Below are 14039 nucleotides of genomic sequence, written 5' to 3'. Positions count from 1 at the left end.
CCCATACATAAACTGATTCGTTACTTTACAAAAACCGTCCATTGAAATATGGATCCTGCGATTTTTCCAAATACAATTGCCATTAATAGCCACAGCAGCTTGTCATCCATTCTGATTCGCTTGGAAATAATCGGAAACACATTTAAAATCTCCGTAAGTGCTGCTGCAAGCATTCCATTAAAAACACCATGAAATGCTCCCCAGAGAATTAAAACCATGGTAGGCTGATCCCAATTGACATCTGCAAAGGACATATATGTGCCAAATACAGTACCGGTAATAACACTGACTACATAAATTTGACTATACATTGCTGAACGACTCAGCTGAATTAATCGAGGGATAATACCAAGTACAGTCAGGAATGCTACAAACCCGCCACCTACCGCCAGACCAGCAGCCAGACCGATTATGATCTCCAGAATGTTAATGAAAAGGTTTAGTATCATTTAACCTGTTCTCATAGTAACTGACGTACTGATCCAAATCCTGCTGGTAATTATAAATTTCCACTTCAAGCGGGCTTGGTTCTTCATTAAATCGCTTCGTAAACCAATGATTAAAAAATAGCAGCATACCTATACCTAATCCGAATGAATATGGAATCTGGATCCATAGAGGGTATTTAATTTCCTCACCGGTCAGCAGGTAATGCAGCTTTTGTTGTACATCCTGCATACTGACATCATAATGGAAGTTCATAATGGTCATTGCGGTTCCAATAAACAACAGTATCCAGACACCTGAGGCAAGCATGATGTTCGGGGTTTTCCTAACTTTTTTAATCCGAATAATCGACTGGTCCGGTCCAATGAGCTGCAATTCCAATGCAGGATACATCTCATTTAAATGATCGATAACCATAAAACTGTCGATGATAATGATATTCCGATCTTTCTTCGTAACCTGGTAAATAAAAGTGTTCTCGATTTCCGATTTTAACGCTGAAGGAGCTGAAATATATGCAATATCTTTTAAATATAAACGTTGCATCCGATTCAATTCCACATTCTTCTTCATTCGGAGATATATAATGTCTGCCATGAATATCATCCTTCGCTACGTGATGTCATTTATTTTCTGTCAAAAAAAAATTGTTATAGCTAGTAAAAGTTGACAACCAAAGTGCAAACACCTGTTTTTTGCCTTTTATACAGCAAAAAATCACCACTGTATAATAGTGGTGATTCCAATCAGTTCATATTGATTTTCATTTCATATAATATCTTTTTCTCCAGCCTCGAAACCTGAACTTGCGAGATACCAAGCCTGTCTGCAACTTCAGACTGTGTTCTATCTTTGTAATAACGCAAATATACAATCAGCCGCTCCCGTTCATTGAGCCCCCTTATTGCTTCCTGCAAGCTCAGTTTATCAAACCAGTGAGTGTCATCTTCCGCTATCTGATCAAGCAATGTAATCGGATCCCCGTCATTTTCAAATACGGTTTCATGTATGGAATGCGGTGCCTTGGCAGCATCTTCCGCATGCACAACATCTTCAGGGGTAATATCCAACGCATCAGCTATTTCATGGATGGAAGGTGATCTTCCCAATTTTTTTGTCAGCTCATCCCGTTTTTTTCTTATTTTGTTCCCGGTCTCCTTCAAAGATCTGCTGACTTTAACACTCCCATCGTCACGAATAAACCGCTGAATTTCCCCAATGATCATAGGCACTGCGTATGTGGAAAAACGCACATCAAAGGAAAGATCAAATTTATCAATCGCCTTAATCAATCCAATGCTTCCAATCTGAAAAAGATCATCAGGGTCATAGCCTCTGCTGATAAACCGCTGTACAACCGACCAGACAAGCCTGACATTTCTCTCCACTAGAATATCCCTGGATTCTTTATCACCTTGTTGACTTTTGTGAATATATTCCTTTACCTGTTCATCTGTCAAAGCCTCTCTTTGTTCATTCTGTTCATCTTTTTTAACATTTACGTCCATAGGCATCCCTAGTTACATACCGTTTTACTTTTGGTTAATTGCTTTGTCATATGAACAGTTGTTCCATCACCAGGGTTGGAAATCACTTCAACAGAGTCCATGAAATTCTCGATGATGGTAAATCCCATACCGGAACGTTCCAGTTCAGGTTTTGACGTGTAAAGCGGCTGTCTTGCTTCATCCAGGTCACCTATACCTATTCCATTATCTTTAATTGTCAATTCCACTTCGCCATCATTCAAGGCACACGTAATTGAAACATGATTACCAGGCTGATTATTATATCCGTGGATAATCGCGTTCGTAACTGCTTCCGATACCACTGTTTTTATTTCGGTCAATTCGTCCATAGTGGGATCGAGTTGTGCAACAAAAGCCCCGACTGTTACCCTTGCAAAAGATTCATTTTCACTGACACTCGAAAACTCTACAAACATTTCATTATTCATGAAGCCACCCCTAACGTAGACAACGCATTTTCTTCGTTCTCCTCTAAGAGAATAATTTTAAAGATGCCCGACATTTCAAATAATCGTTTCACTGGCGGTGAAACCGAACATACTACCATTTCGCCGCCAAGCTGCAGAATTTCCTTATATCGTCCCAAAACAACCCCCAGTCCGGAACTATCCATGAACGATACAGCTTCCAGATTCAATATCACGTGTTTTATTGCATTTTGATAAATCATTTCCTTCCATTCATTCCGCAACGCTTCTGCTTCATGATGATCCAGTTCCCCGGAAATTCTGACAATCAGCACGTCCTCCTTAACCTCGAATGCAGTAGACAGAATCATTTATTCTCCTCCTTACAAAATGTTGTAGTATATCTTTTTCTTTTTAAGGCAGCTGAATTCCTGCCTGATGACAAAAGAAGATGTCATTCGTTGAAAATAGAAAAATTCAGCTGTTTTTCACCATATTCTGCAGAGATCGCTTCAACAATGTGAAATAACCGGCAGACTGCACATCATGCTTCAAGATCAATGGTGACTTGGAAACAGTTTTTCCCTCTTTTTTAACAATCAACGTCCCCACCTTTTCACCTTTTTTAATCGGTAACTGTATATTTTCGGATAAAATTGCCTCTGAACGGATGTTTTCAGTTGATTTTCCTTTCCGGTGAATCGTACTGATTGACTCTGAAGTGACAACATCCGTATGCTGATCATCCGCTTTTAATAAATTTAAGGTGGTTATTTTTTCACCTTTTTTATATAGGTTCTTTGTTTCAAAATGATTAAATGCGTAATCAAGCATGTTGGATACAGTACTATTACGCTCTTTTGTTGAATCTGCACCCATCACGACCGCAATTACACGCATACCGTTTTTTTCCGCTGTAGCTGTTAAACAATATTTGGCTTCATTGGTATAACCTGTTTTCAGTCCATCAACTCCTGGATAGGATTTAACCAATTTGTTTGTGTTAACAAGCCAGAATTCATTTTCTTGTCCTTTTCGCAGATAATCTTCATAAATGGATGTATAGTCTGTTATAGATTCGTATTTTAATAATTCTTTGGCCATTACCGACATGTCATGTACCGTACTATAGTGATTTTCGGCAGGCAATCCGGTGGAATTATTAAAATGTGTATTCTCCAGACCCAGTGCTTTCGCTTTTTTATTCATTTTCTTTACAAACGCTTCTTCACTTCCAGCAATTCTTTCTGCCAGTGCCACGGTCGCATCATTCCCCGAGGCAATGGCGATTCCCTTCAGGAGATTATGAACGCTCATTTCCTCTCCTTCTTCCAGGAAAATCTGCGAGCCTCCCATCGACGCAGCTCTTTCACTAACACGAATTATTTCATCTTTCTTTATCTTTCCTTCTTCCAATGCTTCCATGAACAACAAGAGTGACATCACTTTGGTCATGCTTGCTGGTGGCAGTCTCTTATTCGGATTCTTCTTGTACAGCACTTTTCCGGTATCCCGTTCCATCAGGATTGCTGATTCAGCTTCCTGAGCCAGTTTTATATCCTGGATGGATTGATCCTGTGAATCCTTTTCCTCCCCATGCACAACACCGGCGGCAACCGACATCATGAAACAAACAATGCTGGTCATTATTACAAATTTTTTCATTGTTTAACCTCCAACAATCAATATAATAAAAGGATTGACTTTAATGACCTTTTTTATACTTTTTTGAAACGCAAAAAAAGACTGGAACAAGAAGTGTTTTATCAAAAGAAAAATGAAATAGCTCACCAGTCGCTGCGGAAATATACTTCGCTAGTCGCTTGCATTGTTCATCTTTTAAATACACACTTTTCGATTTGTCCCAGTCTTTTTGCAGGAATTGCGTCTTATTCTGTTACGGTATCATAGATGAGTGTTGGTGGATTTACTGTGGTATCTGATATCCGGATACTTTTGTATAGCTTATCCTTCACTTCCTCTATAACATTTTGATTTGTATGAATGGTTAACAGCGTTTCACCTTCTGTTACTTTATCCCCGATTTTTTTATGCAGAACGATACCGGCAGCCAAATCTATGACTGAATCTTTGGTGGCCCGACCTGCTCCAAGCATCATTGCGGCTGTTCCGACCTCATTGGCCACAATTTCCGATACTGTCCCAGTTTCCAGAGCAGGCAGCTCAATTTTATATGTTGCTTGCGGAAGCATTTCCGGATGATCGGCTACATGGGCATCTCCGCCCTGTGAATCAAGGAAAATTTTAAACTGATTGAATGCTTTACCATTTTGCATGTTCTCCTGGAGTTGGTTTCGTGCTTCATCCAGTGTCTCCGCTTTTCCGGCAAGTACAACCATCTGACTTCCCAGAACCAGACATAACTCAGTCAAGTCTTCCGGTCCATGTCCTTTTAGTGTATCAATCGCTTCCTTAACTTCCAATGCGTTTCCGATTCCCTTGCCTAACGGCTGACTCATATCTGAAATAACTGCCATTGTGTTTCTGCCTACGCGATTTCCGATGGATACCATTGCCCCGGCAAGTTCTTTGGCATCTTCCAGCTCTTGCATAAATGCGCCTGACCCGGTCTTGACATCAAGTACAATACTGTCGGCGCCAGATGCTATTTTCTTGCTCATAATCGAACTTGCAATTAACGGAATTGAATTAACAGTTGCCGTTACATCCCGCAGGCTGTAAAGTTTTTTGTCTGCCGGGGTCAGATTTCCGGACTGGCCAATAACAGCGACCTTATTCTTATTTACCAAATGGATAAAGTCATCGTTGGAAATTTCCACGTGAAAGCCCGGAATGGATTCAAGTTTATCAATGGTCCCCCCGGTATGACCCAGTCCACGTCCGCTCATTTTGGCAACCGGTACACCGAGTGATGCAACCAATGGAGCAAGGACGAGCGTTGTCGTATCGCCAACGCCTCCGGTGGAATGTTTGTCCACTTTTGTTCCAGAAATTGCCGATAAATCAATCTTATCTCCTGAATCAACCATGGCACTTGTTAATTCTGCACGTTCCTTTTCTGTCATATCCTGAAAATAAACCGCCATCATTAAGGCGCTGACCTGATAATCCGGAATATCGCCTTTCGTATACTCCTCGATAAAAAAGCGAATTTCCTGGTCAGTAAGTTCTTCTCCGTTGCGTTTTTTTTCAATGATGTCATACATTCTCATAATTCATCAATCCTCACTCATTATTTGGCAATGTACGGATAATTTCTTTTACAAATCGTAAAAAATCTTCCTTCACTTTCTCAGTTGTTTCAATTACTTCATCATGGGTCAGTGGCTGATCAAGAATACCCGCAGCCATATTCGAAATACACGAAATACCGAGAACTCGCAGTCCGGAATGAGCAGCGGCAGTCACTTCTGGAACCGTCGACATTCCGACCGCATCACCGCCGAATGCTCTTAACATCTTTATCTCTGCTGGTGTTTCATAGGCGGGACCCGTATTTCCCACATATACCCCGTGCTGCATAGTCAGTCCAATTCTTTCAGCACACTTATCGGCATGGTCAAGAAATAATGTATCATAGGCTTTCGACATGTCGGGGAATCGATCTCCCATTTGATTATCATTCGGTCCAATCAGCGGGTTGTCTCCCATATTATTAATATGATCATCAATCAACATCAGGTCGCCGGGATTGAATGTTTTATTGATGCCGCCTGCTGCATTTGTAACGATGATGGAGTCAATCCCCAACGCCTTCATGACCCTGACCGGAAACGTTACCTGCTGCATCGTGTATCCTTCATAATAATGGAACCGGCCCTGCATGGCGATTACCTGGCGTCCCTCCAATGTACCGGCCACAAGTTGTCCTTTGTGTCCGGCAACTGTTGATTCCGGAAAATGCGGAATATATTTATAACCAATTGATACAGGGTTCTCGATTTCGTCGGCAAGCACACCCAAACCAGAGCCCAGTATTAATCCAATTTCCGGTTTTCTCTCGATATTTTCCTGTAGAAATGCTGCTGCTTCTTTTACGTCGTTCAGATTCATGAACTTTACCACACTTTCTATTTAATTTCGTTTAAAAAGCTTTTACCGTGTTCAGGCATTTTTATATTAAAATTATCCGAAACAGTTGCTCCGATATCGGCAAATGTTTCCCTTAACGACAATTCTTTCCCTTTACCGATGCCATTATGGTAAATGACGAGCGGAACATACTCACGTGTGTGATCGGTTCCGTGATGGATAGGGTCATTTCCGTGATCTGCTGTAATAATTAATAAATCATCGTCGTTCATTCTGTTTAATACTTCCGGAAGTCTGGCATCAAATGCTTCCAGCGCTTTTCCATAGCCCTCCGGATCACGGCGATGTCCATATTTGGCATCAAAGTCGACCAGGTTTAAAAAATTGAGGCCGCTGAAATCCTGACTCATCGATTCGATCAGCTTTGTCATGCCGTCTTCATTATCTGCCGTCCGAATCGCAGAAGTAACACCTTCCCCGTCATAAATATCGGAAATTTTACCGAGTGCGATGACGTCATGACCGGTTTTTTCCAGTTCATTCATAACCGTATGTCCAAACGGCTTCAGTGCATAATCATGCCTGTTTGCTGTCCGCTGAAATGCTCCTGGCTGGCCGGTAAAGGGTCTGGCAATCACACGGCCGACCATATATTTTTCATCCAGTGTCAGTTCACGGGCAATTTCACAGATTTGATACAATTCGTCCAGAGGAACAATATCTTCATGGGCAGCAATCTGCAGCACAGAATCCGCTGAAGTATATACAATTAACGCACCGGTTTTCATATGTTCAGCACCAAGTTCATCCAGGATAACCGTACCGGAAGCGGGTTTATTTCCAATTACTTTCCGGCCGGTCCGTTCTTCCAGCTCCGAAATCAGTTCATTCGGGAATCCATCCGGGAAAGTGCGGAATGGCTGTTGGATGTTCAACCCCATAATTTCCCAGTGGCCAGTCATCGTATCCTTTCCATTGGATGCCTCCTGCATTTTTGTATAATGTGCCTGTGGACTGTCCTGTATTGCAATTCCTTCGATTTCCCGGATATTGCTCAAGCCGAGCTTTGCCATATTTGGCATATTCAAACCATTCATTCGCTCAGCAATATGTCCAAGCGTGTCTGCTCCTTTATCGTCGAACCGTTCCGCATCCGGTGCCTCACCGATGCCTACTGAGTCCATTACAATCAGAAATACTCGTTTGAAATTTTGCATGTTTATCCCTCCAGTAAGTATTAATCAGCTTATCAAAAATAAACTATTTTCATTCTGTTGTAGGATGTCTGACCTCTCCTTTTAAAAAGATACTCTATCCTATGCCCTTGGATGATACGATTTATAAATATCCTTCAGACGCGATTTATTTATATGTGTATAAATCTGCGTCGTGGAAATATCGGAATGTCCAAGCATCTCCTGTACCGACCGTAAATCAGCACCATTTTCCAACAGATGGGTTGCAAATGAGTGACGCAGTGTATGCGGTGTTATTTCTTTCTTAATTCCTGACTTCCTCGCAATTCCCTTCAATATCTTCCAAAACCCCTGGCGTGATAACGGACGTCCATGCTGGTTAACAAACAGTGCGTTTTCATCCTGTTTCCGTCTTGTCAGTAGTCCGCGAGCCTCCTGCAGATATTTTTCAACCGCTTCTTTCGCGACATCACCCAAAGGTACAATTCTTTCTCTTGAACCTTTTCCGTAACATCGTAAAAATCCCATCGTCAAATGAAGGTCACTCACTTTCAGATCAATTAATTCTGAAACACGCAATCCGGACGCATAGAGTAGTTCCAACATCGCTTTGTTACGGAGATTTAATGGACTGTCCACCCGAAAAGTCAATAATTTCTCCACGTCATTGGATGACAAAACATCCGGTAATTTTCGTTCTTTTTTGGGAGTTTCAATATGGATACTGGCATCATGGCCCACTTTTTGGTCCCTGATCAGAAACTGATGATAGGCGCGAATCGATGAAATTGCCCGCGATATAGTGGCCGCTGATTTTCCGTTATCATTTAATTCATATAAAAATCCGATAATGTCATTACGTTCCACATCATTCCAGCTTTTTTTATGTACATGCTTTTCGATGAAAGCCATATATTGGTTCAAATCTCTTTGATAGGATTTCATTGTATTATCAGATAGGCCACGTTCAACTTGTAAATAATGAATAAAATCCTCAATACCGGATTTTAGCATAACGGCTACTCCCCTAATCGAAAAAATATATCCAGACGATTTATGATATCTTCCACTTCATAAAATACTTTTACAGAAGGCCCCTCAGGTGGATCATAGCGGTGTTCCTTCTCATATTCAGCATGCATGACATTCAATCCAACATAGAACAAACATGTGCAGGCTGCAAATATGACAAAAATTTTCAATGTATCCCATATCATTTGTTTCATTGTGCATGTCCCCTCTTTCATATCTATTGTTAAAAGATATGCTGTAAAAGGAACACAATATACATTGAAAACATTTACATTCGCTGTTTCAAACGTAACCCATCTCGGCGAAAATGTAAATTAAAAACAAATACATGGGTACACAATTAATAGTCAATCCATGTTATCCGTCAGATTATACAGCAAAATAAAAGCCTCTTTCCCGTTAAGAAAAAGGCAATCAGGTTCATTATGATGTTGCCGTTTGTACGGAAGCTTTCTGACATTGCTTGCAAAGTCCGTGAAATGTCAAGCGGTGATCTTTCACTTGGAATCCCCAGTCACTTTCAACTATTTTTTCAACATCTTCCAACAGATCTTCAACAATTTCTTCGACCGATCCGCATTCAATACAGACAAGATGATGATGAAAATGCTCTGCTCCCTCTTTGCGAAGGTCATAACGGGAAACACCGTCACCAAAATTTATCTTATCCACAATCTTTAATTCCGATAATAATTCCAATGTACGGTACACAGTTGCCAATCCGATTTCAGGTGCCAACTCTTTAACAAGCAGATATATTTCTTCTGCACTCAAATGATCTTCTTCACGTTCAAGCAATACTCTGACAGTAGCTTCCCGTTGCGGAGTTAGTTTATAGCTTTGTGCATGGAGCTGTTTTTTAATCTGTTCCATTCGATGTTCCATGGCAAGTCTCCTCCCTGATATCCCCAACTATAATTATATGCACATAGATAACGAGTGTCAAAGTATAATTATTATAAACTGTTATCGATAATTATTATTATATAATATAAATTATTTTTTATAAAGTCATTCGGGAATATTCGTTATGGCAGGAAAACTGTGGCGCCCTCTATTTGATAATACCAGGTCTTCTAAAAGGATATTGTTATTACACAATATCCATAAACTGCGACATAGTATGATGTTCTACCACCGCTGCGGAAATACACGTCGCTTTCACTTCCAGCATAAGAGCGACATCAGCTCAAGAAAGTCACTTTCGCTGTGTCTTCTTTACCGTGGGCGGCTGATGAGCCTCCTTGTGCTCGTCGTGTTGCAAGCATATTCAGTGGTGTTACACTCCTCGCAAAAAAGATCGCTACCGCGCTGCGGGTCTCATCTAGGCCTCTGCTCCCACAGGAGTCTCCGCGTATTTCCTCCGCTAAGTATGGGTTCACTGTTTCGTATTACCACTTGACACGAAACTGCCGTACTAAAATAAAAGTGCATAGGCTAAGGAAAAATGTTGAAAACACATGACCAGCCGTTGGAATATGCGAGACTCCTGCGGGAAGTACAAGCTAGGCAAGGGGGTCCCCGCAGGCGAGGTACGAGCTGAGGAGGGCTCGGCACTTGCCCGCGGTCAAGAAGACACTGCGATAGTTTTTTTGAGCAGATGTCGCACTTATGCTGTAAAGTGAAAGCGAGTATATTCCAACGGCGCGGCTAGAAAGCTGTACTAAAGTAATTGGTTTTTTCAATGTCACAGTTTAGTTCAACTATTAGACAGCAACAACAGCCTTCTAATAAAACGACTCAACCAATGCTTCCATTGCTTCGTTGGCGACGAAAGCCTCCAGAGACGCGGCTGCCAATGAGGCGATCAGTAATAGTGAAAAAATCATGATATAACGGCCAAACGGCTGGAAAATCGGCTGTGAAATCTTTTTTGAAAACAGTTTTCCAAGCAGCGTCAATGAGAATATCATCGCCATACTTCCGGCAATTAAGTAGACTGGTATAATCAGAAAGTTCTGCGGTGCAATTGATAATGATGCCAGCAACAGTCCTTTTGCCCCCAACTGATTTACAATGAACCCGACGGAAAATCCCACAACAAGCCCTTTCAGGAAAATGAGAATCCACACCAATGGAAGACCTATAACAGACAACCCTAATATGAACAGTAAAATTAAATATTTGGCATGATAAAGGAAGCTGCTTTTTAGTATTTCACCATTGTTTATTTGCTCACTGCCACTAAGCTGTCCAAAAAAGCGCTCCAGATAGAAAAACAAGCCTTCCTTCTGTCCAAAACTCATACCGTTTACAATAATTGCTCCGAAAATTACGCCCGTTAAAAACAAAATAATCATAAACATATAAATGGTGGCATGCTCTTTTACATGATTCACTGCTAAAGTTCGTTTGGTATACATTGAAATCCTCCATTGTCCTTTTTTCCCCTCTACTAAAAACTATGAAGAATACCATGTAAAAATACCAAAATGCGGATATTTTCCCGATGATTTATTCAGGATGTTACACTTCCATACCTGCCACCACCACCGGCTTTTATTTCCAGTTCCCCTTTCCGCATCCGTATGATAGAGGCTGCTAGTTTTTCCGGAACGACTCTCCGCAGTTCCTCAAATGGAACATGATGAATCACATTCATTTCCGTATCAAAATGGGATAACAGTTTTTCAAATGTTTTGGGACCAAGCTTCGGCAAATATTCCAACGGGACCTGATATAAATATGGCGGCCGTTCCACATTGCTTTCATCCGCATTGGACAATTCCTGAATCCGGTCGTACACCCCTTTGATGATTTTAGTTGAATGACACGTATGACATTGCGCTGCATCAGGTGATAATGGCTCGAGGCACTGGCTGCAAACTGTTGTATAATATTTTCCCAAATGCGGGTTCATGCCGAAGTTTTGTTTGATACCCCGTCCATTAACATTGCCCAGTGCCCACTCAAATTCTTTAAAAGAAGGTTCCTCCATCGTAATTTGCTGATACTCCCTCGCGATTTTAGCAAGTGAATGCGCATCTGAATTCGATACAAATGTGTAATCGTGCAGCTCAGCAATCTGATCAGCCATCATCGTATCCGAACTCAACCCTAATTCAATAGCATCAATCAAATCGGGATCAAATACTTCCTTTAATGATTGCCGAACCCCTTTTCCATACAGGCTCTTAAACGGGGTGAACGCATGCGCGATAATAAATAGCCCGGAAAGTTCCTTCACTTTATATTGCAGTTCCTTTGCTGAACCATAATAGCGCTGAGAACTCAGTGTAACGTTTTTCATTTTTCCTGTCAGCCATTCCGTAAATTTCCCGATTGCTGCAAGGGTCGGGAAAAAGCAAAGTACATGAATGGGGCCGCGGCAATTTTCATCATAGACTTCAATTTCTGCTCCCGGCAGCAGTGTTACCTGTTCAAAACGCACTCCCCCATCCGTCAGTTCGTATGCGTTGCCTGCCTCAATCAGCTGTTTTATTTCTTCCTGTACTGCCGGAGCCTGACTGTCAATTACCCCTGCCATGTGTATCCCTTTGTTACGACTTGCTTCTTTTAAAATATTTGTCAGCGTCAATGTTTTGGCACCGGTTATTTTCACCGGTTTATTGTACATATCCCTGCCGATATGAATGTGCATATCGGCAAAAAATGAGTTCAGCATTTGCTACATCCTTTCCAGTGATTCAAGATACAAGATTGCATAGTTTGTTTTGGCATCATGAATGCGTTGTTCCCGTGCATACTGTTTTGCTTCGTCCAGTGTCAATTCAAGCAATTCAACAAACTCGTCATCATCGCCCGCCACCGCATCTTTCAGCGGTTTCAGATCTTCTGTCATATAGATATACATGATTTCATCCGCAAAACCCGGAGACGTATAAAATGATGTGATCAACTTCAGATCACTAGTCGTATAACCTGTCTCTTCCTCCAGTTCGCGGACTGCCGTTATTTCAGGCCTTTCACCGGGTTCCAGTTTTCCTGCCGGGATTTCCACCAGTGATTTTTCCAACGGCTTACGGTATTGTTCAACAAACACAATTTTTTTATCCTTGGTAATCGGAATGACTGCTACTGCACCCGGATGTTTAAGCAGTTCCCTTTTCGCTGTTTGACCATCAGGAAGTGTTACATCATCCACCTCCAGTTTAACGACCTTTCCATCATATATGTGTTCCGTACGAATCGTTTTTTCTTCAAATTTTTTCATATTGCTGTTCATCCTTTCATCCTACCATTCATTCTAACACACCTATTTAGTTGAATTTAGCGGAAACAGTTTTCTACAATATAAATAAGAACATTTACTGGAGGGATCGACATGAACAAAAATCAACTTGGTCAATCGGATTTATATGTTTCCGAATTAACACTCGGGTGCATGTCTTTAGGAACGGATCAGCAAAAAGCAAACGATATTATCGATGCTGCTTTGGACGCTGGTGTTAATCATCTGGATACCGCTGATTTATATGATTTTGGTGTCAATGAGGAACTTGTCGGTAATGCAATTAAAAATCGGCGGGATCAAATTATTTTAACATCAAAGGTCGGCAATCATTTTAACAAGGATAAAAAAGACTGGTTTTGGGATCCTTCACCGGAACATATAAGGAACGGTATTAAAGACAGTCTCCGCCGTTTAAATACGGACTATATCGATTTTTATATGCTTCACGGCGGAACCACTGACGACCCTATCGATGAATCGATTGAAGCATTCGAATCGCTTAAACAGGAAGGTGTTATTCGCGCATATGGCATCTCTTCCATTCGTCCCAACGTCATTCGTGAATACGTAAACCGTTCCGATATCGACGGCGTTATGATGCAGTACAATATGCTGGATCGGCGCCCGGAAGAGGAAATACTTGATTTACTGCATGCCAACAACATCAGTGTGTTGGCCAGAGGTCCCCTTGCCAAGGGCATGCTCAGCAATAAAGCGGCTGAACAGATTGCCAAAAAAGGTCAGGATGGATTTCTGGACTATTCCCATGAAGAGCTTCAAGCAGTTAACCAGAAGCTGGCCGAACAATTTGGTAATGAACATTCGTTTAATGAGCTGGCACTGAAATATGTGCTCAAATCTCCCGCTGTTGTCTCAGCCGTATTTGGCGCAAGCTCAATCGACCAGGTAACAGAGAATACTGCATTTGACCATTCCAAGGCTTTGACTGACGAAACATATGAAGCTTTACAGCAAATCACAAAAGCAATTCAATATGCAAATCATCGGTGACACAAAAAAAGTGGCATTAACAGCTTATTGTTATGCCACTTTTTTTCGTAGATTTATGCGCGTTTTTCGTTGTGATATGCTCGGTTTTATCGTGTATATGCTCGATTTCAAGTGCGTTATGCTCGTTTTCGCAACATGCACATAACCCTGTCAAGTAGACAAACTAAAATCGTGCAAATCTATGCTGATTGTAACCGATATTCAACTG

At 41.3% G+C, this 14039-nt stretch carries 16 protein-coding genes; 1 reads left to right on the top strand and 15 read right to left on the bottom strand.

The features are described from left to right. Window positions 1–20: 20 nt before the first annotated feature. The 15 genes from ABD010_RS07475 to ABD010_RS07405 all read right to left on the bottom strand — a co-directional run bounded on the left by ABD010_RS07475 (window position 21) and on the right by ABD010_RS07405 (window position 12799). Window positions 21–449 (bottom strand): stage V sporulation protein AB, encoded by a 429-nt coding sequence (locus ABD010_RS07475; protein WP_343811693.1) that lies wholly within the window; start codon window positions 447–449, stop codon window positions 21–23. After that, window positions 427–1044 (bottom strand): stage V sporulation protein AA, encoded by a 618-nt coding sequence (locus ABD010_RS07470; protein ID WP_343811691.1) that lies wholly within the window; start codon window positions 1042–1044, stop codon window positions 427–429. The genes ABD010_RS07475 and ABD010_RS07470 overlap by 23 nt, the downstream gene beginning before the upstream one ends. A gap of 149 nt (window positions 1045–1193) precedes the next feature. Then, window positions 1194–1955 (bottom strand): RNA polymerase sporulation sigma factor SigF, encoded by a 762-nt coding sequence (gene sigF / locus ABD010_RS07465; RefSeq protein WP_343811689.1) that lies wholly within the window; start codon window positions 1953–1955, stop codon window positions 1194–1196. An 8-nt stretch (window positions 1956–1963) separates the two neighbouring features. After that, complete coding sequence (spoIIAB, locus tag ABD010_RS07460) at window positions 1964–2404, bottom strand: anti-sigma F factor (protein ID WP_343811687.1); 441 nt, start codon at window positions 2402–2404, stop codon at window positions 1964–1966. Then, on the bottom strand, window positions 2401–2754 hold the full coding sequence (gene spoIIAA, locus ABD010_RS07455) for an anti-sigma F factor antagonist (RefSeq protein WP_343811685.1): 354 nt from the start codon (window positions 2752–2754) through the stop codon (window positions 2401–2403). Before spoIIAA ends, spoIIAB begins: the two co-directional genes overlap by 4 nt. 106 nt (window positions 2755–2860) lie before the next feature. After that, window positions 2861–4048 (bottom strand): D-alanyl-D-alanine carboxypeptidase family protein, encoded by a 1188-nt coding sequence (locus ABD010_RS07450; RefSeq protein WP_343811683.1) that lies wholly within the window; start codon window positions 4046–4048, stop codon window positions 2861–2863. A gap of 224 nt (window positions 4049–4272) precedes the next feature. Then, window positions 4273–5577: a pyrimidine-nucleoside phosphorylase gene (locus ABD010_RS07445; protein ID WP_343811682.1), complete on the bottom strand. Its 1305-nt coding sequence runs from the start codon at window positions 5575–5577 to the stop codon at window positions 4273–4275. 13 nt (window positions 5578–5590) lie between these two features. Next, entirely contained in the window at window positions 5591–6418 is an 828-nt protein-coding gene (locus tag ABD010_RS07440; RefSeq protein WP_343811680.1) for a purine-nucleoside phosphorylase, read from the bottom strand. Window positions 6419–6435: 17 nt separating this feature from the next. Next, window positions 6436–7614, bottom strand: a complete 1179-nt coding sequence (gene deoB / locus ABD010_RS07435) for a phosphopentomutase (RefSeq protein WP_343811677.1) — start codon at window positions 7612–7614, stop codon at window positions 6436–6438. 99 nt (window positions 7615–7713) lie between these two features. Continuing rightward, window positions 7714–8607: a site-specific tyrosine recombinase XerD gene (gene xerD, locus ABD010_RS07430; protein ID WP_343811675.1), complete on the bottom strand. Its 894-nt coding sequence runs from the start codon at window positions 8605–8607 to the stop codon at window positions 7714–7716. A 5-nt stretch (window positions 8608–8612) separates the two neighbouring features. Continuing rightward, window positions 8613–8819: a DUF4227 family protein gene (locus tag ABD010_RS07425; protein ID WP_343811673.1), complete on the bottom strand. Its 207-nt coding sequence runs from the start codon at window positions 8817–8819 to the stop codon at window positions 8613–8615. Between the two features lie 229 nt (window positions 8820–9048). Beyond that, a complete protein-coding gene (fur, locus tag ABD010_RS07420) occupies window positions 9049–9510 on the bottom strand; it encodes a ferric iron uptake transcriptional regulator (protein ID WP_343811671.1) in 462 nt (153 codons plus the stop codon). A gap of 842 nt (window positions 9511–10352) precedes the next feature. Continuing rightward, window positions 10353–10988, bottom strand: coding sequence for a stage II sporulation protein M (gene spoIIM, locus ABD010_RS07415; protein WP_343811669.1), 636 nt, complete (start codon window positions 10986–10988; stop codon window positions 10353–10355). A 95-nt stretch (window positions 10989–11083) separates the two neighbouring features. Next, complete coding sequence (locus tag ABD010_RS07410) at window positions 11084–12250, bottom strand: endonuclease Q family protein (RefSeq protein WP_343811667.1); 1167 nt, start codon at window positions 12248–12250, stop codon at window positions 11084–11086. Window positions 12251–12253: 3 nt separating this feature from the next. Then, window positions 12254–12799 carry an NUDIX hydrolase gene (locus ABD010_RS07405; RefSeq protein ID WP_343811666.1) on the bottom strand — a complete coding sequence of 182 codons (546 nt, stop codon included), beginning with the start codon at window positions 12797–12799 and terminating at the stop codon, window positions 12254–12256. A 111-nt stretch (window positions 12800–12910) separates the two neighbouring features. Between ABD010_RS07405 and ABD010_RS07400 the strand changes: the two genes are divergently transcribed. Beyond that, on the top strand, window positions 12911–13831 hold the full coding sequence (locus ABD010_RS07400; RefSeq protein WP_343811664.1) for an aldo/keto reductase: 921 nt from the start codon (window positions 12911–12913) through the stop codon (window positions 13829–13831). Window positions 13832–14039 lie beyond the last annotated feature (208 nt).

This window comes from Virgibacillus siamensis (genome assembly GCF_039522605.1).
In the GTDB taxonomy this organism is placed as follows: domain Bacteria; phylum Bacillota; class Bacilli; order Bacillales; family Amphibacillaceae; genus Lentibacillus; species Lentibacillus siamensis.
This window is presented reverse-complemented; position numbering and strand designations above follow the sequence as displayed.